The sequence below is a fragment of the Haloarcula laminariae genome, from assembly GCF_025457605.1.
Classification (GTDB): domain Archaea; phylum Halobacteriota; class Halobacteria; order Halobacteriales; family Haloarculaceae; genus Haloarcula; species Haloarcula laminariae.
Window position 1 is genome coordinate 808469 of record NZ_JAMZFY010000002.1, and the last position, 22504, is coordinate 830972.

At 67.9% G+C, this 22504-nt stretch carries 21 protein-coding genes; 12 read left to right on the plus strand and 9 right to left on the minus strand.

Features of this window, described 5'->3' with window-relative positions:
- Window positions 1–8: 8 nt before the first annotated feature.
- Complete coding sequence (locus NJQ98_RS15755; RefSeq protein ID WP_262180401.1) at window positions 9–1178, minus strand: NAD-binding protein; 1170 nt, start codon at window positions 1176–1178, stop codon at window positions 9–11.
- A 112-nt stretch (window positions 1179–1290) separates the two neighbouring features.
- Between NJQ98_RS15755 and NJQ98_RS15760 the strand changes: the two genes are divergently transcribed.
- Together NJQ98_RS15760 and NJQ98_RS15765 are read left to right on the plus strand one after the other, a co-directional pair.
- On the plus strand, window positions 1291–1815 hold the full coding sequence (locus tag NJQ98_RS15760) for a DUF5817 domain-containing protein (protein ID WP_262180403.1): 525 nt from the start codon (window positions 1291–1293) through the stop codon (window positions 1813–1815).
- Entirely contained in the window at window positions 1812–2156 is a 345-nt protein-coding gene (locus tag NJQ98_RS15765) for a hypothetical protein (RefSeq protein ID WP_262180405.1), read from the plus strand. Before NJQ98_RS15760 ends, NJQ98_RS15765 begins: the two co-directional genes overlap by 4 nt.
- A 34-nt stretch (window positions 2157–2190) precedes the next feature.
- On the opposite strand, the gene NJQ98_RS15770 is transcribed toward NJQ98_RS15765, so the two are convergent.
- The 3 genes from NJQ98_RS15770 to NJQ98_RS15780 form a co-directional block, all read right to left on the minus strand.
- Window positions 2191–2748 carry a DUF7504 family protein gene (locus NJQ98_RS15770; protein ID WP_262180407.1) on the minus strand — a complete coding sequence of 186 codons (558 nt, stop codon included), beginning with the start codon at window positions 2746–2748 and terminating at the stop codon, window positions 2191–2193.
- Window positions 2748–4277, minus strand: a complete 1530-nt coding sequence (locus tag NJQ98_RS15775) for a DUF7125 family protein (RefSeq protein WP_262180408.1) — start codon at window positions 4275–4277, stop codon at window positions 2748–2750. The genes NJQ98_RS15770 and NJQ98_RS15775 overlap by 1 nt, the downstream gene beginning before the upstream one ends.
- A 71-nt stretch (window positions 4278–4348) precedes the next feature.
- Window positions 4349–4780, minus strand: coding sequence for a universal stress protein (locus NJQ98_RS15780; protein WP_262180409.1), 432 nt, complete (start codon window positions 4778–4780; stop codon window positions 4349–4351).
- 148 nt (window positions 4781–4928) lie between these two features.
- Between NJQ98_RS15780 and NJQ98_RS15785 the strand changes: the two genes are divergently transcribed.
- The 3 genes from NJQ98_RS15785 to NJQ98_RS15795 all read left to right on the plus strand — a co-directional run bounded on the left by NJQ98_RS15785 (window position 4929) and on the right by NJQ98_RS15795 (window position 13049).
- Window positions 4929–5501, plus strand: a complete 573-nt coding sequence (locus tag NJQ98_RS15785; protein WP_262180411.1) for an HTH domain-containing protein — start codon at window positions 4929–4931, stop codon at window positions 5499–5501.
- 56 nt (window positions 5502–5557) lie between these two features.
- Window positions 5558–7486 carry a threonine--tRNA ligase gene (gene thrS, locus NJQ98_RS15790; protein ID WP_262180413.1) on the plus strand — a complete coding sequence of 643 codons (1929 nt, stop codon included), beginning with the start codon at window positions 5558–5560 and terminating at the stop codon, window positions 7484–7486.
- A 235-nt stretch (window positions 7487–7721) separates the two neighbouring features.
- Window positions 7722–13049, plus strand: coding sequence for an Ig-like domain-containing protein (locus NJQ98_RS15795; RefSeq protein WP_262180415.1), 5328 nt, complete (start codon window positions 7722–7724; stop codon window positions 13047–13049).
- A gap of 97 nt (window positions 13050–13146) precedes the next feature.
- On the opposite strand, the gene NJQ98_RS15800 is transcribed toward NJQ98_RS15795, so the two are convergent.
- Window positions 13147–13986 carry a PspA/IM30 family protein gene (locus NJQ98_RS15800; RefSeq protein ID WP_262180417.1) on the minus strand — a complete coding sequence of 280 codons (840 nt, stop codon included), beginning with the start codon at window positions 13984–13986 and terminating at the stop codon, window positions 13147–13149.
- Between the two features lie 94 nt (window positions 13987–14080).
- Here NJQ98_RS15800 and NJQ98_RS15805 point away from each other — a divergent pair, with 94 nt between their 5' ends.
- The 5 genes from NJQ98_RS15805 (at window position 14081) to NJQ98_RS15825 (ending at window position 17926) form a co-directional block, all read left to right on the plus strand.
- Window positions 14081–14659 (plus strand): dienelactone hydrolase family protein, encoded by a 579-nt coding sequence (locus NJQ98_RS15805; protein WP_262180419.1) that lies wholly within the window; start codon window positions 14081–14083, stop codon window positions 14657–14659.
- 52 nt (window positions 14660–14711) lie between these two features.
- Window positions 14712–14909 carry a hypothetical protein gene (locus NJQ98_RS15810; protein WP_262180421.1) on the plus strand — a complete coding sequence of 66 codons (198 nt, stop codon included), beginning with the start codon at window positions 14712–14714 and terminating at the stop codon, window positions 14907–14909.
- A gap of 124 nt (window positions 14910–15033) precedes the next feature.
- Window positions 15034–16701 carry a glutamine hydrolyzing CTP synthase gene (gene pyrG / locus NJQ98_RS15815; protein WP_262180423.1) on the plus strand — a complete coding sequence of 556 codons (1668 nt, stop codon included), beginning with the start codon at window positions 15034–15036 and terminating at the stop codon, window positions 16699–16701.
- Complete coding sequence (gene guaA / locus NJQ98_RS15820; protein WP_262180425.1) at window positions 16701–17618, plus strand: glutamine-hydrolyzing GMP synthase; 918 nt, start codon at window positions 16701–16703, stop codon at window positions 17616–17618. The genes pyrG and guaA overlap by 1 nt, the downstream gene beginning before the upstream one ends.
- Window positions 17615–17926, plus strand: a complete 312-nt coding sequence (locus NJQ98_RS15825) for a DUF7126 family protein (RefSeq protein WP_262180427.1) — start codon at window positions 17615–17617, stop codon at window positions 17924–17926. Before guaA ends, NJQ98_RS15825 begins: the two co-directional genes overlap by 4 nt.
- Window positions 17927–17945: 19 nt before the next feature.
- On the opposite strand, the gene NJQ98_RS15830 is transcribed toward NJQ98_RS15825, so the two are convergent.
- The 4 genes from NJQ98_RS15830 to NJQ98_RS15845 form a co-directional block, all read right to left on the minus strand.
- Window positions 17946–18620: an MBL fold metallo-hydrolase gene (locus tag NJQ98_RS15830; protein WP_262180429.1), complete on the minus strand. Its 675-nt coding sequence runs from the start codon at window positions 18618–18620 to the stop codon at window positions 17946–17948.
- Window positions 18621–18665: 45 nt separating this feature from the next.
- Window positions 18666–19490 (minus strand): aldo/keto reductase, encoded by an 825-nt coding sequence (locus NJQ98_RS15835; RefSeq protein ID WP_262180431.1) that lies wholly within the window; start codon window positions 19488–19490, stop codon window positions 18666–18668.
- 50 nt (window positions 19491–19540) lie between these two features.
- Window positions 19541–20503: a WD40/YVTN/BNR-like repeat-containing protein gene (locus NJQ98_RS15840; protein ID WP_262180433.1), complete on the minus strand. Its 963-nt coding sequence runs from the start codon at window positions 20501–20503 to the stop codon at window positions 19541–19543.
- Between the two features lie 197 nt (window positions 20504–20700).
- Entirely contained in the window at window positions 20701–21726 is a 1026-nt protein-coding gene (locus tag NJQ98_RS15845) for a molybdopterin-binding protein (protein WP_262180435.1), read from the minus strand.
- Between the two features lie 120 nt (window positions 21727–21846).
- Here NJQ98_RS15845 and NJQ98_RS15850 point away from each other — a divergent pair, with 120 nt between their 5' ends.
- Complete coding sequence (locus tag NJQ98_RS15850; RefSeq protein ID WP_262180437.1) at window positions 21847–22008, plus strand: hypothetical protein; 162 nt, start codon at window positions 21847–21849, stop codon at window positions 22006–22008.
- Between the two features lie 173 nt (window positions 22009–22181).
- Complete coding sequence (locus NJQ98_RS15855) at window positions 22182–22484, plus strand: DUF7977 family protein (RefSeq protein ID WP_262180439.1); 303 nt, start codon at window positions 22182–22184, stop codon at window positions 22482–22484.
- Window positions 22485–22504 lie beyond the last annotated feature (20 nt).

Below are 22504 nucleotides of genomic sequence, written 5' to 3' on the forward strand. Positions count from 1 at the left end.
AACCGGTCCTACAGGTCGCTCTCGTCCTCGACGTCGAGCAGGTGGTCGGCGACCGATTCCATGCCCTCGCGGCCCAGCGCCGACTGGACGAGCAGGTGGCCGCCGATGACGGCCGGGCTGATGACGGTGTCGGCCCCCGCCCGGCGGAGCTTCTCGACGTTCTCGCGGTCGGTCGCGGCGGCGACGATGTTGAGTTCGGGGTTGAGCGCGCGGGCCGTCAGGATGGCCAACGCGTCCTGGGCGTCGTCGTTCGTGGCGGCGACGACCGCCCGCGCCTCGTGGATGCCGGCCCGCTCTAGGGGGGCCTCGTCGCTGGGGTCGTCGGTCAGCACGGCGATGTCGCGCTGCTGGAGCCTGGCCGCCTTATCCGGGTCCGGCGTCACGACGACGAAGTCGGTCGCCCCGGCCAGTTCGTCGAGTATCGGTTCCGTCAGGTCGCCGTAGCCCAGAACCACCACGTGGTTCTCGAGCAGGTCGAGTTGAGCATCAGTCATGTTGCCGAGTGCCTCCGAGAGGCGTTTTTCGATGGCGGGCCCCAGCAGGGTCCCCAGCGCGATGGCGAAACTGGCCGTCCCCAGCACCACCACCGTCATCCCGAACAGCGTCGCCCGGTCGGTCGCCGGCGTCACGTCCCCGTAGCCGACCGTGCTGGCGGTTACGAGCGTGTAGTAGAACGCGTCGGTCAGCGTCGAGACGCCGTTGAACTCCTCGCGAAGCGCCCACGTCCCGACGGTGCCGTACACCTGCGCGCCAAGCAGCGCGGCGCCGGCGGCGAGCTGGGCCGTCGAGAGGTCGAGGTCGCGGTCGAACCGGTGCCGGTTGACCAGCAGCGTCGGCAGCGACACGAGCGAGAGGACGACAAGCGGCAGGGAGAGCACGGAGAGCCGCGAGGTCTGAACCACGCCCTGGACCGCCGCCACCGGGAGTAGGGCGACCATCAGGTACCAGGCCACACGGAGCCGGCGGCGCAGCCCGGTCACGCCGACGAGCAGCGTGAACCCGGTCAGCGCGCCGGTAAACCCCACCGCGAGCTGGAAGCTCTCGGGGATGTACCGCGTGAGGAACCCGCCCACCGGCGCGGTGATGTTGGCCACGCCAGTGGCGAAGGACAGCACCGCGACGAGCGTCGGTAACAGTATCGTCGCCCGGGCGCTCAGCCAGTCCCGCGACCAGTCCATACCACCCCGTCGCTACCGTCGGCTGTAAATGTACTGTCCCCGAAGCCGGTGGGACAGTCGTTGGCACGCACCAATCCGAACGTTCAACCGCGAACCCGCCCTACCAGGATGTATGTACGCGGTCGTCGGCTGTAGCGAGTGCAGCGCCCTCTGGGTCGTCGAGGGGCGGCCGGAGACGAGCCAGTGTCCCCGCTGTGGGAGCCGGCGCCAGCACGCCAAACGCCGGACGTTCGTCGAGACCGACGATGAGGACCACGCCCGCGAGGTGCGGGCGTCGATGCTCGCCAACCGGCAGGACCACGGGGAGGCCTTCGCCGAACTCGACTCCTTTGCCGACATGGACCGCCAGGTCGAGACGTCGGGCGTCGACGACGACACCTACCTGGAGGCGTCGGGCGTCGACAGCGACGCCGTCGCCGCTGCCGCCGACCGCGCCGGGCAGGGGGCCGGCGGCGGTCGGAGCCGCAAGGAGACCGTCCTCGCGGCCCTTCGCGACCTGGAGGCGCCCACGGAGGCCGACGTGGTCGCCTACGCCGAGGAACGCGACGTGCCGGCCGACTACACCCGGCGGGCGCTGGCGAAGCTCGTCCGGGCCGGTCGGGCCAGCGAGTCCGGCGGGAGCTACCGGCTCCTATGACCGGCCTGGACCTCGAAGCCGGGCCGGTCGCCGTCGGCTCGCTCGTCGGGCTGGCCGGGCTCCTCTTTCTCGCCGCGCCGGTGGTCGCCCCGGTCCCCGTCGGCGGGCTGACCGTCAGCCCGGTCGCGCTCTCGGCCGTGACGCTGACCGCCGGCTTCGCGCTCGGGACCGTCGTCTTCGCCCTGCGCGGCCGGCGGCTGTTCGCGATAGCTCACGGCGTCTTCGCCGTCGCCTGGGCGCTGCTCGTGGCCGGTCCCCTCCTCGGGAACGGCGACCTGCTGCTGGCCGGCGTCGTGGTGCTGGTCGCCGGCGTCGGCTTCCTGCTGAGCCAGACTCGCTGACAGCGCCGCGGGGTCTCGGAGACGGGGCGGTCGGCTACATCAGGTCGACGGCGTCGTCGAACAGCGGCTTCAGGCGGCTGATGGTCTGTTCGTCGTGGGCGCCCGGGTCCAGGTGGAAGTGGGAGACGGCGTCGGCGTCCCGGAGCTGTCCGGCGAACATGTGGAGGAACTTGAAGACGGGTTTGAGCTCAGCGAACTGGAGCATCTCCGTCATCGAGTCGAAACAGGCGACGAGCTGGCTGTCGTCGTCGTGGTCGTTGAGGTAGTTGTTGAGCCGCATCCCGAGCCCCGTGATGTCGTTGGGGTTCGCCGTCGTGACGAAGACGTTCTCGGGGACGCCGTCGTCGCCCGAACGCCCGCCGGGCTGGTCGCCGACGACGACGATGCCCATCCGGCCCGGCAGGCCGCCGTGGTGGTCGCGCCACCGGCTGACGAGTTCCGTCGGGGTGTCGGAGTAGGTGACGTGTAACACGTCGAGGCGCTCGGGCGGGCCGGCGTCCTGCAGGTCGAGGCATATCTCCCGCTTCTCGTCGCTGAGCGAGGGAGCCATCACGATGACGTTCGAGCCGGGCGGCGGGGCGTCGGTCGCCATTACCGGCCCCCGTCACCGAGCGTCGATTCGGCGCTGCCCGCGCCGGGCGGTTGCTGGACCCGCATGTACGGCTCCCGCTCGATGTACTCCACGAGGCGGGTCGACCCCATGAACCCGCTCGGCGACTTCTGGAGTTCGATGTACTGCAGCCCCTTGTCGGTCACCCACGTTTCGAGGGTCTGCCAGGCGCCGTTCTCGTAGAACGCGGCGAGTTCGTCGTCCAGTGTCGCGGGGTTGAACAGGTACAGCGAGGTGTCGCCGGGCCGGTAGAGGTTCTCCTCCTCCCAGAACCGTATCTGTCGGAGCTCGTCGTCGGACAGCACGGGGAGCTGGGCCTCGACGTTGAGGGCGCTGAACATCGGCCGGTCGCCCCGACGGTCGTCGATGGTCCGGAAGACCGCGGCGGGGTTGTCGGTGTCGTGCTCCTGGGGTTTGAACACGTTCCGTTTGGTGTTCTCCCAGATGTTGGCGAAGTCGACGAGGAAGAGGTCGTCGTCTGCCAACATCTCCTCCATGTCGCCGATACGCTCGTCGATGATGGTCCGTAGCCGCTTGGGCGGCAGTTCCACGGGCGGGATGATGGTTATCGGCATCCCCGCCTCGTGGGACTGGACCAGGAGGTTCGTCAGGATGGAGTGGGGGCTGGCCTGCCCGTCGTGTTCCAGCAGCAGGGTGCCGCCCTTGACGATGCCGCCGCCCATGAGGTGGTCGAGGCCGTCGATACCCGTCGACATGTGGTCCGAGGGGACGAACTCACCGGGGTGGGTCCGCAGCCGCGGCGAGATGCGCAGCCCCTCGTGGGTGAACGTTATCTCGTGGACGCGGGTGTCGTGGTCGACGCCGCGCATCTTCACGACCTCGATGAAGCGGTGGTAGTCGCCGCCGACGTTCTCCCGCCAGAGCCGGAGGACGCCGTGGGTGTTGAACTGGACGGCGTCGCTGGCGGCGACGGTCTTTACGTCCTGCTGGCTCACGTCGGGCTGGGACTCCTCGGCGGTGAACAGCGCCGTCGCGCCGAACTCGTCGTTCAGCAGTCGGATGAAATCCAGCAGCGTCCGCCGGAACGTGTCCTGGTCCTCGCCGATGGCCGACAGTCCCGAGACGGAGTCGAGCACCACGCGGTCGGCGGGCGCGAACCGTTCGAGGTACTGCGTGATGTACTTCGACTCGAAGGGGGCGGAGTAGTCGCCCCCGAGCATCTTCCCGCCCTCCAGGGTCTCCAGCGTGAGCTCGCGCTCGTCGCCGCTATCGACGGTCTGGCCGGGCGTCGCGTGCAGCGACGTAACGGTGAGGTTCTCGTGTTCGAGGTCGAACGCGAAGTCGGCGAAGGCGTCGTCGAGCTCCTCGAAGGTCTGTTCGGTGCTGATGTAGAGACAGTCCTCGTCGCGGGCCAACCCCTCGGCGAGGAACTGCATGGCCAGCGTCGACTTCCCCGTTCCCGGGCCGCCGGTGACCAGCACCGTCCGGTTCTCCGGGAGTCCGCCGTCGAGGATGCTGTCTAGGGTCTCACTGCCGGTCGGGACGGGCATGGGTGTTCTGTCCTACCTCCGTGGCCCCGTGGTAAATCTGTGCTGCCGGCAGTATCAGTCGTGAGACTCCACTAGTCGATGTGGACCACGAGAACGGGGACCGGCGAGTTCTCGACGACCCGCTCGGTGACGCTCCCCAGGTTGGCCACGCGGTCGCGGCCGGTGCGCCCGTGGGTCCCCATCACGACGAGGTCGATGTCGGCCGTCTCGGCGTACTCCACGATGACTTTGTGCGGGATTCCTTCCTCCATCCGCGTCTCGACCGACAGGCCGGCCTCCTCCCCGCCGACGGCGATGTCGTCGAGCGCGACCTCGCCCTCTTCCTCCAGGGACTGGCGCACGTCGTCCTGCGTGTCCTTCTCGGCGGCCAGCACCAGCCGCCGGTCGACGACGTAGAGCCCGTGTACCACCGCGTCGTTGTCGCGGGCGATGGAGACGGCGTGGCTGAGCGTCTCCGTCGTCCCGGCGCTCCCGTCGGTCGCGACCAGTACGTTGTCGTACATCCCGTGGAACTGTGTCCCGACGGTACATAGTACTCCCTGTTGGCACACCACACGAAGCCCGTCCGTCCGCTTCGAGGCCCCCGACCGACGGGGCTTCGCTGGTCATGGCACACACTTTTGCGCCAGCCAGTCGTCATTTCTGATTGTCATGAACGGTGAGCGACAACTGGTGGCCGACCGGGCGGAGCTGTACGTTCGGTCGCTACTTCCGGAGGGATACAGCAAACAACAGGGGGCGACACTGGAGGCGGTCAGCGACCTCGTCGAGGACGGCGTCATCGGGGAACGGCGCGTGCAGGTGTGTGGACACCAGATACCGGTCTCTATCGCCGCGACCCGGACCGCGGTCGGCGAGCGCCTCGTCACCAGACTGGCCGCCTTTCGGGAGTGGGCGCGGCACAACGACTGCTCGCTCGCGCCCGCGATGGAGGTCCGCGAAGTGGACGGGTCGTTGACCGGCGACAGCTACCGGGCGCTACGTCTCCCGTCGGTACTGCTCGCGGAGTACCGGGACGGCGAGCTCAGCTGTGTCACTCCCCACCACGACGGCGACACCTTCTGCTGTGTCGAGGACCGCCTCGACGGGCTGGCGTCGGGGGAACAGCGGGCCTTCGAACCGGTGGAACACACGCCGCCGCTCGCTCCCGCGGGAGCGCTCGAAACCGCGTCCGGGACGGACGACGCCGACGCTGGGGAGTCCACCCCCCTCCAGCGGCGGTAGTGTCCCCTCGCCCCCATCTCAATACACTTATCCCCGGCCGCTAACGTAGCGTGGGTATGAGCACGGTCACGGTCACTCTGCCGGACGGGTCCACGCTCTCGATGGACGAAGGCAGTACGGTCGAGGATGTCGCCTACGAAATCGGACCGGGACTCGGTTCGGACACCGTCGCGGGCGTCGTGGACGGAGACCTGGTGGACAAACACACCCCTCTCACCGAGGATGTCGAACTCGTCATCGTCACACCCCAGAGCGACGAGTACGTCGACGTGCTGCGCCACTCCGCCGCCCACGTCTTCGCCCAGGCGCTCCAGCGGGAGTTCCCCGAGGCGACACTGACCATCGGACCGTGGACCGACGACGGCTTCTACTACGACGTGACCGGCGTCGACCTGGACGAGGACGACCTCGAAGACGTCGAGGCCGAGGCCGAACGCATCATCGAGGCCGACTACGACATCGTCCGCGAGGAGGTCTCCCGCGAGGAGGCGTTCGACCGCTACGAGGACAACCCGTTCAAGCAGGACATCCTCGAAACCGAGGCCGCCGACGAGGACCCGGTCTCCTTCTACAGCCAGGACGACTTCTACGACCTCTGTCAGGGCCCCCACGTCGAGTCGACCGGCGAAATCGGCGGCTTCGCGCTGCTGGAGATATCGGCGTCGTTCTGGCGCGGCGACGAGGACAACGAGACGCTGACCCGGGTGTACGGGACGGCCTTCCCGACCGAGGACGGCCTGGAGGAGTACCTGGAGATGCGACAGCAGGCCCAGGAGCGGGACCACCGGAAGATCGGCCAGGAGATGGACCTCTTCTCCATCGACGAGACCACGGGACCGGGGCTCCCGCTGTACGAGCCAAACGGCAAGAAGATACTCAACGAGCTGTCGGACTACGTCGGCCAGCTCAACCGGGAGGCCGGCTACGATGAGATAGAGACCCCCCACGTCTTCCGCACCGAGCTCTGGAAGAAGTCGGGCCACTACGAGAACTACGTCGACGACATGTTCCTGCTCGACGTCAACGACGAGGAGTACGGCCTGAAGCCGATGAACTGCCCGGGACATGCGACCATCTTCGACCAGAAGTCCTGGTCCTACCGCGACCTCCCGGTGCGGTACTTCGAGGACGGGAAGGTCTACCGCAAGGAACAGCGCGGCGAGCTATCGGGTCTCTCCCGCACCTGGGCCTTTACCATCGACGACGGCCACCTGTTCGTCCGGCCCGACCAGATAGAGCAGGAAGTGCTGGCGACCGTCGACATCATCCTCGATACGCTGGACACGTTCAACCTCGACTACACCGTCCAGTTCGCCACCCGCCCCGAGAAGAGCGTCGGCGGCGACGAGATATGGGAGAAAGCCGAGAACCAGCTCGAATCGGTCCTCGACGAACAGGACATCGACTACGTCGTCGAGGAGGGCGACGGCGCCTTCTACGGCCCGAAGATCGACTTCGCGTTCGAGGACGCCCTCGGCCGCAACTGGGACGGCCCCACGGTCCAGCTGGACTTCAACATGCCCGAGCGGTTCGACCTCACCTACACGGGCGAGGACAACGAGGACCACCGCCCGGTGATGATTCACCGCGCGCTGTATGGCAGCTACGAGCGGTTCTTCATGGTGTTGACCGAACACTACAACGGGAAGTTCCCGCCGTGGCTCGCCCCCGAACAGGTCCGCATCCTCCCCGTCTCCGACGACAACATCCCCTACTGCGAGCAGCTGCGGGACGAGCTCGACGACTACCGCGTCGAGATAGAGGACCGCTCCTGGACCGTCGGCAAGAAGATTCAGGTCGCCCACGACGACCGCGTCCCGTACATGCTCATCATCGGCGACAACGAGGAAGAGGCGGGCAACATCTCCGTGCGCGACCGCAAAGAGCGCGAGGAGACCGACATCCCTCTCGACGAGTTCGCCGACCATCTGGAGACCGAAATCGAGCAACAGCGGACCGCCGTCACCTTCCTCGCCGGCCGGTAACGGGCGTTTCTGTCGATTTCACGCGAACTGAATCTTACGCCTGAGAACTGGGCCATAACGGCTTTTATCTGATACTCCCGCGGTGTTAGTGAACCGTCGCTTGCGGGGCTGTCGGTGACAGTGGAGCTTTACGATGAAATTGGTACAGGGCCGAGGCGGGACCGGGTCGCACGGTGAACAGAGCTATCAACTGCGTCGTCTTCGGGCATTGTGTCTGTCGGTGCTGCTTTTGGGGATGACACTGGCTATCGCCCCGGTCGGGACGGCGGCGGCCGCGGGCAACGTGAGCGACCCGGCGTTCGTCTACGTCCAGGATTCGGCGCCGGGCGAACTAACAATCGTCGCAAACGACGGGACGAAAGTCGGCACCGGCGTCGACGAGTCGACCTACGCTATCCGTGCCATCGGTCCATCGGTCGACTACGACGGCGACGGGAACCTCGAGGTGCCGTACACGCAAGACGACGGGACGAACGGGCCGGCACTGAAGGTCGTCGACGTCGAGACCGGAACTGTCGATGTACTAGTCAAAGACACGATAGCCAAGGATAACAAACTGGCTGTCGGGGACTGGGACGCCGACGGTAACCCCGACATCTTCTACGTGACACACAGCAACCTCGCCACGGGCAACGGGGTCGGCCGGGTCGACGCGGACACGTCGCCGACGGAGATAATCCAAAACGACGGGGAGTTCGACGCGAAGCCGAAGGCGTACATGGGGACCGCCGACGTGACCGGCGACGGGGTCAGGGACCTCGTCTGGTTCGACGACAGCTCGGCTATCAAGTACACGAACAACAGCGCCAAAAACGGCGGCACGGACATCGAGAAACTCGACACCAGCAACACGCCGGGGAGTGGGGCGAACGCCGGTGTCGGCGAACCAGTCGACCTGGACGATGACGGGAAAGTTCGGTTCCCGGTTATCGACAGCTCCGGCTATCCGGCCCTCCTCGACCTGGCCGGGGGCACGAAGATAAGGCTCGGCGACAACAAGGCCGGCGAGAAGACCGGTGTCGCGACCGGCGATTTCTACGGCGACTCGCGAGAGGAACTGGTGTACGTCGACGGCAGCGGAACCGTCAGGTACGTCGAGACGACGGACAGTAACCAGGCCACGGGCGACATCGAAATCGGCGGGAACACGTACAATGCGCGGGCGAGTGAGGGAATCGCCGTGGGGCAGACGACCGTCACACAGCGACTCGACAGTCTCGACTCCACGAGCCCCACTCTCGATGGCGCTACCGCCGTCGGTGACAACAGCTACGTTGAGGTAACGTTCAGCGAGGGCGCGTACGCGAACGCGGACGGCTCCGGCGGGCTCTCAGCGAACGATTTCGACGCGACGCTGAGCCAGAACGGCGGGTCTGCGACCGGCGTCACGGTCGATAGCGTCACCGATACGGGCGGTGCGGCGACAACTGGGGGCGAGCGGACCGTCCGGCTCCAGGTGACGGTCTCTAACGGTCCGGCGAGCGGTGACGAGACCGTCGATGTCGCCCCGGCTGACGGAAGCGCCATCTACGACAGCGCCGGAAACGCGATGTCAAGCAGCGCGACCACGACCGCGACGCTGTCCGACCGGCAGGCCCCGAGCGACCCGGCCAGCACGTCGCCGAGCGACGACGCGGACGGCGTCGCGGCTGACGCCGCCGTCGACCTGACCTTCGCCGAGGACATCCGAGCGGGAACCGGCGCTATCGCCATCAAGCAGTCGAGCGACGACGCGACCGTCGAGTCGGTAGACGTGACTTCGCAGCAGGTGACCGTGTCCGGCAAGACGCTGACGGCCGACCCGTCGACGACGCTAGACGGCGGCACCGACTACTACGTCACCGTCGATTCGGGCGCCGTCACGGACACGGCCGGTAACGCCTACGCCGGCTTCACCGACCCGACGACGCTGAACTTCACTACCGCAGACACCGCGGTGCCGACTGTCACCGGCGGGACGGTGTCGTCGGACAACAGCTACGTCGATGTCACGTTCAGCGAGGGCGTCTACGCGAACGCCGACGGCACCGGCGGTCTCACCGCGGCCAACCTCACGGCGACGCTCTCCGGCGACAGCGACGGTTCCGTGAGCGGTGTCAGCGTCGACGCAGTCACCCGGACGGACGGAACTGACGCCACGGGCGGTGAGTCCACGGTTCGGGCCTCGCTGTCTATCTCCGGGACGCCGTCGGGCGACGAGTCCGTCGACATACAGCCGACTGACGGGCGGTCGGTGTACGACGCTGTCGGCAACGCGATGAGCGACACCGAGTCGACGGGGTCGCTCTCGCTGGCCGACCAGCAGGCCCCCTCGTTCAGCGCCGGTCCGTCGACGAGTTCCGTCGGTGTGAGCGGGTTCGACATTGACTTCACCGCTGACGAGAGCGGCACCGGGTACTACGTCGTCGTAGACGACGGGGCGGCCGCGCCCTCGGTGTCGCAGGTGAAAGCCGGCGTCGACGGGAACGGGAACGCCCCGGCGGACAGCGGGAGCGGCAGTATCTCGGCCGGGGTCCAGACGACGTTCTCGGCCTCCGGTCTCAGCGAGGCCACGTCGTACGACGTGTACGTGGTTGCGGACGACGGTGGCAACGCGAAGCTGGCCCCGAAACTCGACCAGACGACCGCGGACACGACGGCACCGACCGTCACCGGCGGGACGGTGTCGTCGGACAACAGCTACGTCGATGTCACGTTCAGCGAGAGCGTCTACGAGAATGCCGACGGCACCGGCGGGCTCGTCGCCGGCGACTTCGAGGCGACGCAGTCGGGTGACAGCGACGGCTCGGTGAGCGGTGTCAGCGTCGACGGCGTCACCCGGACTGACGGCAGTTCGACGACCGGCGGGGAGACCACGCTCCGGGTCTCGCTGTCGGTTTCGGGCACTGCCTCTGGCGACGAGTCGATCGATGTCGGGCCGGTCGACGGGAGTGCAATCTACGACGGCGCCGGCAACGCGATGGCCGGCGGCGTGACGGTGACCACGACGCTGTCCGACCGGCAGGCCCCGAGCGACCCCGCGAGTAGCTCACCGACCGACGGCGCCGGCGGAGTGGCAAACGACACCACGATAGAGCTGACCTTCGGTGAGGACGTACAGACTGGAAGCGGCGCTATCGCGGTGAAAAGCGCCAGTGACGACACGACCGTCGAGTCGATAGACGTGACCACGAGTCGGGTGAGCGCATCGAGCAAGACGATTACGGCCGACCCAACGACGACGCTAGACGGCGCCACCGATTACTACGTCACCGTCGATTCGGGTGCCGTCATGGACACGGCCGGCAACGCCTACGCCGGTTTCACCGACTCGACGACGCTTAACTTCACTACTGCCGATGTCACCGCACCGACCGTCGACGCCCTCTCGGCGACGAACCCGACCGGCCGGGACGTGACCGTCACCGTCGAGAGCGACGAGCAACTGGCGACCGTCACGGCCGACCTCAAGGGCCCGGAATCGACCACCCTCTCGACTGGCGCGTTCAGCGAGGCTGTCGACGGGGACACGTACACCTACACGGCCACCTACGGCGCGAGCAGCGACGGCGACTACACCACAGCGCTGACCGCGGCGGTCGACGCGGCCGGCAACGACGGTGCGGGCGGACAGACCGATACCGTCACCGTCGACACCGCCTCGGCCAGCACTGTCTCGTCCAGCACCGACGACGGTGACACCAGCGAACCGAATATCGACGGGTTCGCGGCGTCCGCAACGAACGGGTCGGTCGAACTGACCGTCCGGAGCGACGTACCGCTGGCGTACGTCGAGGCCACTCTCGACGGGCCCGAGGTGGCGACGCTCACGACGGACGCGTTCACCGAGTCCGATCGCGTCTTCGGCTACACCTACACGACCCGCTACGACCCCGCGATAGGGGGCGAGTACACCGCCGAGCTGACGGCCGCGACGGACGATGCCGGCAACGATGGGGCCGACGGGCAGTCAACCACCGCCACCGTCGAGTCGGTCGTCCCGCCGGAGCAGTTCACGCTGTCCGAGACGGCCGACGGACTGCGTGTCTCGGTCCGTTCGCGAGCCGCGCTTGACGTGCTCAACGTCAGTGTCGAGGGCCCCGAGAACGCCACACGCTCGCTGTCGACGTTCGACGCGACGACGACGGCCGACGGTGATACGGTGTACGCGGCGACCGTCGCTGTGACTACCGAGGGGAGCTACACGGCGACCTTGACCGACGCGACGGTCGACGGTCAGCCGATATCGACCGGGCAGACGGACACCGCTGCGGTGGCGAACGGGTTCACGCTCGACCCGCGGGCAAGCAGCAACGACGTGGTCGTCGGCAGCAACGTCACGCTGACCGCCGGCGGCGATTTCCCGACGGACGCCAAGCCGACCTACGAGTGGGACCTCGACGATGACGGCGAGGGCGACCGGAGCGGGCGGACCGTCACTGCGGCGTTCGACGAGCCCGGACGCCACTACGTCGACCTCGTCGCAGTGGCCGACGGGCGCACGCTGACCGGGTCGGTGACGGTGAGCGTCCGCAACCGAACCGGGCCCAAGCCGGGCATCGACCGTCGAAGTCTCGACTTCGGCCGCGTCGCGGTGGGCGAGACGGTCCGAATGAACCTCACGGTGTACAACCCCGACAGTTCCGGGACCGGCTACACCATCTCGTCGTCCGATCTCGTCGGGGAGACGCCCGGAGCCTTCGCCGTCGGCAGCGACTTTCCGGTGACACTCGAACCCGGTGAGCGTCACACGATACCCGTCTCGTTCACGCCGACCAGTCGCGGGGACAAACAGGCCCAGCTCCAGCTGTTGCCCGCAGCCCCGTCGAGCCCGCAGCTCACCGTCTGGCTATCCAGCGAGCGAAGCTACATCCTCGTCCAGGAGGTATCCACGAACAGCTCCGTGAACGCCACCGTCAGCGTCGACGCGTTCAATGTGGACACCGACGGGCAGCTCGAAATCAACGTCTCACAGCCCGGCTCGCGCCGGCAGGCGGTGACCGTCGACGAACTCGGGATGGTCACAGCGGGCGACGACACCTTCGACATGGCCATCACCCACGCGCCGACGCCGATGTCGGCGGTCCACGAACCGGCACCGGGCCGACAGAACCTCCAGTACATCCGGCTGACCCACCGCAACAACGACTCGCTACGCTTTGCGGACACCGCGGTCCGGTACCGTGTCGACAGGCGCGCGCTCCCGGAGAGTACCGACCCGGGGGCCGTCGAGTTCTCCCGCTGGAACGGCACTGCCTGGAACTTCTCCGCGACCGGGACCCTCGTCGACCGGACGGCGACGCACTACGTCTATCGGGTCGAGACCCCGGGCTTCTCGCAGTTCGTCGTCACCGGCCCGACGGAAGACGCCGTGGCAGCCGACGGCACTACGACGGCTGGACCGGAGCCTGATGGCGGTGAGACTCCTGCAGATGGCGGTGTCACGACGACTGACAGCGAGGGGCTGCCGGCTTCCTGGCCGGGTCTCGCCGTCGGCGGCGGACTGAGTGCCGTCTTGCTACTGTTGTTCGTCTTGAGACGACGCGATGAGGACGAGACGGTCGAGGACGACCGGAAGCCGTGAACAGTCGGAGTCCGACGGCCACCTCGGAACCGAGGTCGAACAACAGCGGACCGCCGTCACCTTCCTCGCCGGCCGGTAACCGCGCTCGCCGAGCCGGTTACGTCTCCTCGTCTTTCAGCTCGTCCAGCTCCGCCTCGACCTCGCTGTCGTCGACGCTGCCGACGGTATCGTCCTCTAGCTCCGCTTCCAGTTCCGTTTCGACGGCCTCGCTCGCGTCGTCGGTGTCGTCGGTCGCTCCCCCCTCGCCCATCTCGGCTTTCAGCGTATCCAGCTCAGCGTCGACCTCGCCGTCCTGCTGGAGCTCATCCAGCTCCTTGTCCAGCTGGCTGCGGTCGTCGAGCTGGTTCTCCAGGGCGCCCTCCTCCCGGAGTTCGTCCATCGCCTGCGAGCGGGCCTCCATGTCCTCGGTGCGCTCCTCCGCGCGCTCGATGGCTCGGCTCACGTCCTCCATCTCCTCGCCCGCCCCGGTCATGGCCTCGTTGACCCGCACGGAGGCCTTGGCGGCCTCGTGGCGGGCCTTCATCGTCTCCTTTTTCGTCCGGAACTGCTCTATCTGGCGCTGGAGTTCGTCCTTCTGCTCGACCAGCTGGTCCTGCTGGGACTGGAGCTGCGCTATCTGGCCGTCCAGTTCCTCTATCTGGCTCATCTTCTGCTTTTTCTTCTCCAGGGCCTTCCGGGCCAGGTCGTCGCGGTCCTGCTCGACGGCCTGGCGGGCCTGGTCGTTGTGCTTCTCGACGTTCTCCTCCAGGCGGCGCTTTTGAATCTCCAGGCGCTTTTTCTGGGTCGTCAGGTCCGCGATGCCCTGCTTGACGTCCTGTAGCTCGTCGCGGAGCTGTTCGTAGCTGTAGTCGAGCGTCTCCGTCGGGTCTTCCGACCGGTTCAGGACGGCGTTGACCTTCGACCTGATGACGTACGATGCGCGCGAGAGGATTCCCATGTCCCACAGTTCGGGTCTCTGACCTTAAACTTCTTTCATGGGTGTGGGTCGCCGTGTCGACAGCTACACGGTCCCTGTGGCCGACAGTCCAGCCGTGAGCGACCCCGTCGTCGTCCCCGGCGGCCGCGAGGTCGCCGGGCGCCTGGACCGCCCCGACGCCGACACCGCCGTCGTCGCCTGCCCGCCCCATCCCCAGCACGGCGGCTCCCGGTCGGACCCGCGGCTCCGGGCCGTGAGCGACGCGCTGGCCCCAGACGCGGCCTGTCTCCGCTTCGATTACGGCCCCTGGGACGACCAGCGCGGCCCGGCGCTGTGTACGACCGACGCCGAGCGAACCATCGCCTGGGCCGCCGACCGCTACGACCGCATCGGCCTGTTCGGCTACAGCTTCGGCGGCGGTGTGGCGTTGCGGGCGGCCGCCCGAACCGACGCGTCGCTCGTCGCCTGTTCGGTCCTGGCGCCGGCCGTCGAGGCCGAGGCGCTCGACGCGGTCGGCTGTCCGTGTCAGGTCGTCGTCGGCGAGCGCGACACCACAGTCGACTGGGCGCCCGTGGCCGACCGCGCCGCGGCGCTGGGCCACGCAGTCGAGCGGCTCCCTGAGACCCACCAGTTCCGCGGCGGCCTCAATCGGGTCGGCCACCTCGTCGGACGGTTCCTGGCGACCCGGCTGTGACCCGGCAGCTGCCGGCCCTATATTTATACTACATACCGCACAATAGTCACGTATGGCAACGGCCGGCCCAGCGCCGCTCGCCCGGCGTGCCAGCCACGGCGCCGTCTCCCTCGCCGCCGGCTTTCTGGCCGGTCTCGCGCTGTTTCTCGCCGTCGGCGCCTCGGCGGGTGACGCGGTGTTCTCAGCGCTGGCGCTTGCGGCCCTGGTCGCGGTCACCCGGACGCTGTTACGGCCGGCCGTCCGCCCGTAGCGGGCGTCGTCGCCCCCGCCGGCCCGGGACGGTCGGCTCGGGGCTTGTGCCCGTACCAGTGACACTCGCTGGCGAAGATAGCGCGCTCCGAAACCGTTTTGAGGGCACGGGAGCCACCGACAGTATGCCGACCGAACCCGAAACGGACTACGACCCGGAACTGGGTCGGAAGTTCATCTTCGTCACCGGCGGCGTGATGTCAGGCCTGGGGAAAGGCATCACTGCCGCCAGCACGGGCCGCCTTCTGAAAAACGCCGGGTTCGACGTGACCGCGGTCAAGATTGACCCGTATCTCAACGTCGACGCCGGGACCATGAACCCCTTCCAACACGGCGAGGTGTACGTCCTCAAGGACGGCGGGGAAGTCGACCTCGACCTGGGGAACTACGAGCGGTTCCTGGACATCGACATGACGTTCGACCACAACGTCACGACGGGCAAGACCTACCAGCACGTCATCGAGAAGGAACGCTCGGGCGACTACCTGGGTCGCACCGTCCAGATTATCCCGCACATCACCGACGACATCAAGCGCCGCATCCGGGAGGCCGCCGAGGGCAACGACGTCTGTATCATCGAGGTCGGCGGCACCGTCGGGGACATCGAGGGGATGCCCTACCTGGAAGCGCTGCGGCAGTTCGCCCACGAGGAGGACGAGGAGGACATCCTCTTCACCCACGTGACGCTCGTCCCGTACTCGAAAAACGGCGAACAGAAGACCAAACCGACCCAACACTCCGTGAAGGAGCTCCGGAGCATCGGGCTCCAGCCGGACGTGCTGGTCGGCCGCTGTTCGGACAAGCTCGACATCGACACCAAGGAGAAGATAGCGCTGTTCTGTGACGTGCCCACCGACGCCGTCTTCTCGAACCCCGACGTCGACGACGTCTATCACGTCCCGCTGATGGTCGAGGAGGAGGGGCTAGACGAGTACGTCATGGAGCGACTCGACATCAAAGACGAGGCCCTGCCCGAGGGCGAGCGCGAGAACCGCTGGCGCGAACTTGTCACCCAGCAGACCGACGGCGAGGTCGACGTGGCGCTCGTCGGCAAGTACGACCTGGAGGACGCTTACATGTCCGTCCACGAGGCGCTGAAACACGCCGGCCTGGAGAAGAACGTCGACGTCAACGTCCACTGGGTCAACTCCGAGAAGATGCCCGACCACCACGAGAGCCGGATGCGCGATGCCGACGCCATCGTCGTCCCCGGCGGCTTCGGCACCCGCGGGACCGAGGGCAAAATCGAAGCCATCCGGTACGCCCGCGAGAACGACGTGCCCTACCTGGGTCTGTGTCTGGGCTTCCAGCTCGCGGTCATCGAGTACGCCCGCAACGTCCTCGGGCTTGAGGGCGCCCACTCCGCGGAGCTCGACGAGGACACCCCCCACCCCGTCATCGACATCCTGCCCGAGCAGTACGAGGTCGAGGACATGGGCGGGACGATGCGGCTCGGCGCCCACGAGACCGACATCGAGCCCGGGACGCTGGCCGCGGCGCTGTACGGCGGGGACTCCTGTACGGAGCGACACCGCCACCGCTACGAGGTCAACCCCGAGTACTTCGACGAACTGGAGTCCGCCGGGCTGAAGTTCTCCGGGCGCTCTGCCAACCGTATGGAGATACTCGAACTCGCGTCCGAGGAGCACCCCTACTTCATCGGGACGCAGTTCCACCCCGAGTTCCGCTCGCGACCGACGCGTGCGAGCCCGCCCTTCGTCGGCCTGCTGGAGGCCGTCCTCGGCGACGAACCACACGCGCCCGACGACACGGGGACGGAGGTGAGCCACTGATGGTGAACCCCGAGGAGTTCATCGAGGAGAAAATCGAGGAGATTTCCGAGGCGGTCGGCGACAAGAACGCCGTCATCGGCCTCTCCGGTGGGGTCGACTCATCGACGGCCGCGGCGCTGGCCTACGAGGCCATCGGCGACCAGCTCACCGCCGTCTACGTCGACACCGGCCTCATGCGGAAAGGCGAGACCGACGAGATTCGCGAGACGTTCGACTACATGGACTCGCTGCGCATCGTCGACGCGAAGGACCGCTTCCTCGAGGAACTCGGCGGCGAGACCGACCCCGAGGAGAAGCGCCACATCATCGGCGAGCAGTTCATCCGGGAGTTCGAACAGGTCGCCCGCGAGGTCGACGCCGACTACCTCGTCCAGGGGACCATCTACCCCGACCGCATCGAGTCGGAGGGGACCATCAAGTCCCACCACAACGTCGGCGGGCTCCCCGAGCGCATCGACTTCGACGGCATCGTCGAGCCGATGCGGGACCTCTACAAGGACGAGGTCCGCGAGGTCGCCCGCGCGCTCGACCTGGAGGAGATTATCTCCGAGCGGATGCCGTTCCCCGGCCCCGGCCTCGCGGTGCGAATCATCGGCGAGGTCACCGAGGAGAAACTCGAAGTCGCTCGCGAGGCCAACCACGTCGTCGAGGAGGAACTGGAGGAGTACGAGCCCTGGCAGGCCCTGGCCGCCGTCATCGGCAAGGCCACGGGCGTCAAGGGGGACAACCGCGTCCACGGTTGGGTCGTCGCCGTCCGCTCCGTCGAATCCCGCGACGGGATGACCGCCCGCGCCCAGGAACTCGACTGGGACACCCTCCAGCGGATGCAGAGCCGTATCACGGGCGCCCACGAGAACGTCGCCCGCGTCGTCTACGACGTGACGCACAAACCGCCCGCGACCATCGAGTACGAATGAACGTCGTGCTCGTCGGGGACGACCCCGAACGGATGCGTGAGGCGCTGGAGAGCGAGGGCCACACCGTCGCCGTCGCCGACGTGGGCAACCGCCCCGGGCTGGAGGACGCCGGCGTGATGGACGCCGAGGTGTACCTGCTGACCGAGATGTCCCAGGCCACCTCCATCGTGGTCGCGAAGGACCTCAACCCCGAGCTACGGGTGGTCGTCTACGCCGAGGGCTCGCTGCCCGACTTCGCCTCCCGGCAGACCGACCTCGTCGTCGACCCCGACCTGCTCGGGCCCGACGCGGTCGCGGAAGAGCTGTAGCGACTCGCCGCGCCTGTTTTCAGAGCCGTCCCACCGCGTCCGCCAGCCGCTCGCTTCCGCCCGTCTTGAACGGGACGCCGTGGCCCATCCCGGCGACCTCGTAGTCTGGCGCCCGCTCGGCCAGCGAGCGGATGCTCTGTGCGACATCGCCCGTGTCGTAGCTCAGCAGCCACGGCGAGGGGTGAAAGCGCCCGTCGCCCCGCTCGACGACGAGGTCCCCCAGAAACGCCGCCGACAGCGTCTCGCTGACGTAGCAGACGTGACCCGGCGTATGGCCGGGCGTGTCGTAGACGGTGAACGAGCCGACGGTGTCGCCGTCGTCGAGCGGCTCGACGGGGTTGTCGGGCGTCGAGATGAGGGGGCGGCCGAGTCGCTGGACGAACCCCTTGTGGTTCGACAGCGGCGCCTTCCGCTCGCCGGCGACGAAGGGGGCGTCCCTCGCGCCGACGTGGATAGTCAGCTCGACGCCGTCGAAGGCCGAGAGGCCGCCGACGTGGTCCACGTCGTAGTGCGTGAGGAGGATACGGTCGAGGTCCCGCAGCTCGAAGCCCGCGTCGCGGAGCCCGCCGATGAGGTCGCTGGCGTGAAAGCGCGTCCCGGTGTCGACGAGCGTCAGGGCGCCGTCGTCGACGAGGTAGGCGTTGGTTCCTCCGAGGTCGTACCACCAGATATCGTCGGCCAGCGGAGTGACCATAGCGGGGGTTCGGCGCCCGGGTGGAAAATTCGCTCGAAACGACGGTCAGAACGGCAGCTGTGACCTGAGGAACTGGCCGGCCGTCTTCGACTTCGAGGGGTTGCGAATCCACGCCATCTCGTCGTCGGTCAGCTCGAAGTCGAAGATAGCCATGTTGGCTTCCAGGTGGTCGCGGCTGGAGGCCTTGGGGATGGCGGCGACGCCCGCTTGCTGGACCAGCCAGCGCAGCGCGACCTGTGCGGGGGACTTGCCGTGGCGGTTCCCGACCTGGACCAGCGCCGGGTCCGAAAGCACGCCGCCCCGCGCCAGCGGGCTGTACGCCGTCAGGAGCACGTCGTGGATGCGACAGTAGTCCAGCAGTTTCCGCTGGTCCCAGTAGGGGTGGTACTGGACTTGGTCGGTGAGGATAGGGGCCTCGGAGAGCTCGCGGGCCCGGTCCAGGCGGTCGGGCGAGAAGTTGCTGACGCCGATATGCTCGACGAGCCCCTCCTCGACGAGGCCGTTCATGGCGTCGAGGGTCTCGGAGAGCGGCGCCATCCACGGGGTGTTGGGCCAGTGGATGAGCAGGCAGTCGAGGTAGTCGGTGCCGAGCTTGTGCAGGCTCTCGCGGGTCGACTCCCGTACCGACCTCGCGTCCCGGTTCGAGCCGTCGAGCTTGGTGACGAGAAAGAGGTCTTCGCGGTCGACGTCGGCGGCTTCGAGGCCCAGGCCGACCCGGCGCTCGTTGCCGTAGGCCTGGGCGGTGTCGACGTGGCGATACCCAAGCTCCAGGGCCGTTTCGACCGTCTCGGTGCATCTCGGGCCGGTCAGCTGCCAGGTACCCAGCCCGAGCGCGGGGACCGAGGTGCCCTGAACCTCGATGGTTTCCATACCTGAACTACGCCCGCCACGGGGATAACGGCGACGCCGAAGCGCGGGCGCTATCGCTCGAGGATGGCCCCGCCCGCGCCGACGGCGATGTCAGTGGCGCCGCGGACGACGGCTTGCAGGTTCGCGCCGGTCGGGGTCTGGCGCTGCGTCCAGCCGTCGGCCAGTTCGTACACCGCGCCGCCCCCGCCGACCGTGAGGCCGGCGCCGTCGGCGTCGGTCACTTCGATGTCCCGCAGTCCGGCGTCGCCGGTGTCGGTCGGGGTCCACTCGACTCCGTTCCAGTGGAAGACCATCCCGCCGCCACCGGAGACCCAGACGTCGTCGAAGCCGTCCGAATCGACGCCGTAGAAGTTGACGTTGGCGTCGGCCAGGCCGGTCTTGTTCCACGTCGAGCCGTCCTGTGTCCGGAAGACGGACTTGTTGCCGTCGACGATGTGGCCCGAGCGGACGCCGAAGAAGTCGACGGCGTTGATGGCCGACCCGGAGCCCGGCGTCACGTAGTCCCAGGGCTGGGTCGCGCCGTTCTCGAAGGAGTAGTACAGCTTCCCGGAGTCGCCGGCGACGTAGACGTTCGCCTCGCCGGCCGCGCCGGTCACCGAGATGTCGTTGAAGTTGTTGGTCGCGTCGTTGGGCGCGCTGTGGTCGGTGACGACGCCCGTCGAGATGTCGTACTCGCCGATGGCGCCGGAGCTACCGACGAACCAGAGCGCCTGGCCGTCGTCGGTGACGTCCGCGCCGTAGATGTTGTTGCCGTTTCCGGTCGGGCCGCCGTCGAGGACCTTCTCCCACCCTTCGGTGGTGCGTTCGAGGACGATACCGCCGCCGCCGACGGCGTAGGCGCCGGCGTCGGCGTACTCCACGTCGTGGAGCGTGTTGCCCGTGGGGGCGCTGACGGACTCCCAGCCGCTACCCGCCATGGCGCTCCCGGAGAGGGCCGTGGTGCCTATCGCCGCTGTCAGTGACGCGCCGATACCTCGGAGGACGTTGCGTCGGGTCGCAGAGCGGTCGGACATTGCAATCGGTCCATCTGCCGAGAGGCACTTGAAGGGGGGTCGTGGTTAACGCCGATTTAGACCGTTTGTACGGTTTGAAACCGGATTTTTGCCGACGTAAAACGGACGAACGGCCGGAACTGGGCTCGATTCGCTCGCCGGGAAAAATCGGGTTAAAACGAGTGAAACGTAAGGGCGTAAACGAGATTGAGCGACGGTTACCCGTCGAGCTGGTCGACCAGTACCGGCGCTTCGGTGGCCAGAATCTCCCTGACAGCCAGCGCCGCCGCCTCGGCGTCGCCGGGCAGACAGAAGACGAGCGTCCCGTCGCTGACGCCGGCCGCCGACCGGACGCCCACGATACCGGTGCCGACGTGGTCGGCCAGCCGGGAGCGAAACGCCTCGCCGAAGCCCGGCAGCGCCTTCTCCAGCAGCGGGTGGACCGCCTCGACGGCCATCTCGTCGGCCGACAGCCCGACGCCCCCGACCGTGACGACGACGTCGACGGCCTCGCGGCCGACCAGCGTGTCGACCATCTCCTGGATGCCGTCGTAGCCGCCACGCAGCCGCTCGCGCCGCACGACCGCGTGCCCGGCCGTCTCGAAGGCCGCCGCCACGGTGTCTTCGAGGGATTCCCGGTCGCCGGACACCGTCACGACGGCCACGTCGACGGACCGGGCGGGTGCGGCCTGTGGCGCCGCGTCGGTCGCTGGCTGTTCCGGCCCGCTCCCCGTGGCGTCCGCCTCGGTCCCTGCCGACTCGTCTCCCCCGGCCGGCTCCCCGAGCGGGTCGGCCGCCTCCGCGTCGGTCACCTGTGCAGCGGCGTCTGTTGACCCGGACCTGTCCGCGCCGGTATCGGCCGCCCCCGCCTCGTCCGGTCTTGCATCTCCGGCCAGCGGGTCCGCCGCCGTAGCGTCGTCCGTCTCGGTGGTGGCGTCCTCGGCCAGCGGGTCCCCGACACCTTGCTCCGTAGCGTCGGCCGTCTCGGTGGTGGCGTCCTCGGCCAGCGGGTCGTCGGCTTTCCCTACCCCAGCGTCGTCCATCTCGGTAGTGCCGTCTTCGGCCAGCGGGTCGCCGGCTCCGTCCGCCCCAGCGTCGGCCGTCTCGGTGACGGTGTCCTCGTCCGGCTCCGAGGGCTCCTCGTCCGCATCCGCGTCGTCCTCGCTTGCGTCTGCGGTCTCCGACGACGAGTCCGCGTCGTCGGTGGGGCCACGGCGCGTATCGCGGGACTGGAAATCGACCATGTCGGGACAACGGGCCACGCCGAGTAAACAGTTCCCCCGACGCGCTGGGCGCTCCTGACGGCCGATAGTTGTGGCGAATAATACGGAAAATTTATGCGAACTTCGGCAGAGAAATGTGGTATGGAAGGGGTAATCCACGTGGTGTGTCACGAATGCCCGTTCGAGGGGCTCTACACGTCTCCGAGGGCCGCGGCGGGGAAACGCGAGACCCACAAGCACCGGCACGACCACCGTGTCAGCCGCCTCGAAATCAGCCGGCCGGAGCCGCTGACAGACGTCTGAGCGGCGCTGTTCCGACACGGGACCGTCCTCCGCAGGTGTGTCTCGGACCGCCAGTGTTTTGCGCCCGCTGACCCGACGGTGAGCCATGCAGGCAGTTCAGGTCGCTGTCCGGGAATCGGAGTTCGCGCGGCCCCCGCGCTCGCGCGGGCCCGCCGCGCAGGCAGGTGCGTTCGATGGATAGCGACGCGGCCGACGACGGTGACCGCGATAGCTACGTCCACCGGCCGAGCGGTGAACCGCCCCGCCAGGCCGAGACCGGCGAGGAGTTCGGCACCGAGGGGTGGATACTCGTGGGTATGGTGCTCGTGGGCTTTCTCGTCGTCCCCGTCGCCATCCTGCTCCTGCCGGCCGCACAGTCCGTCGTCCGCTCGCTCGGGCTGACGCTCCGTGCGGCCTATCTGGCCCTGCCGCTGGTCCCGGCGTTCCTGCTGGGGGCCGTCGCGGTGTGGTCGGCGCTGCGCTCACGCCGGTCGTAGCCGGGTCGTCGCGGTGCCCG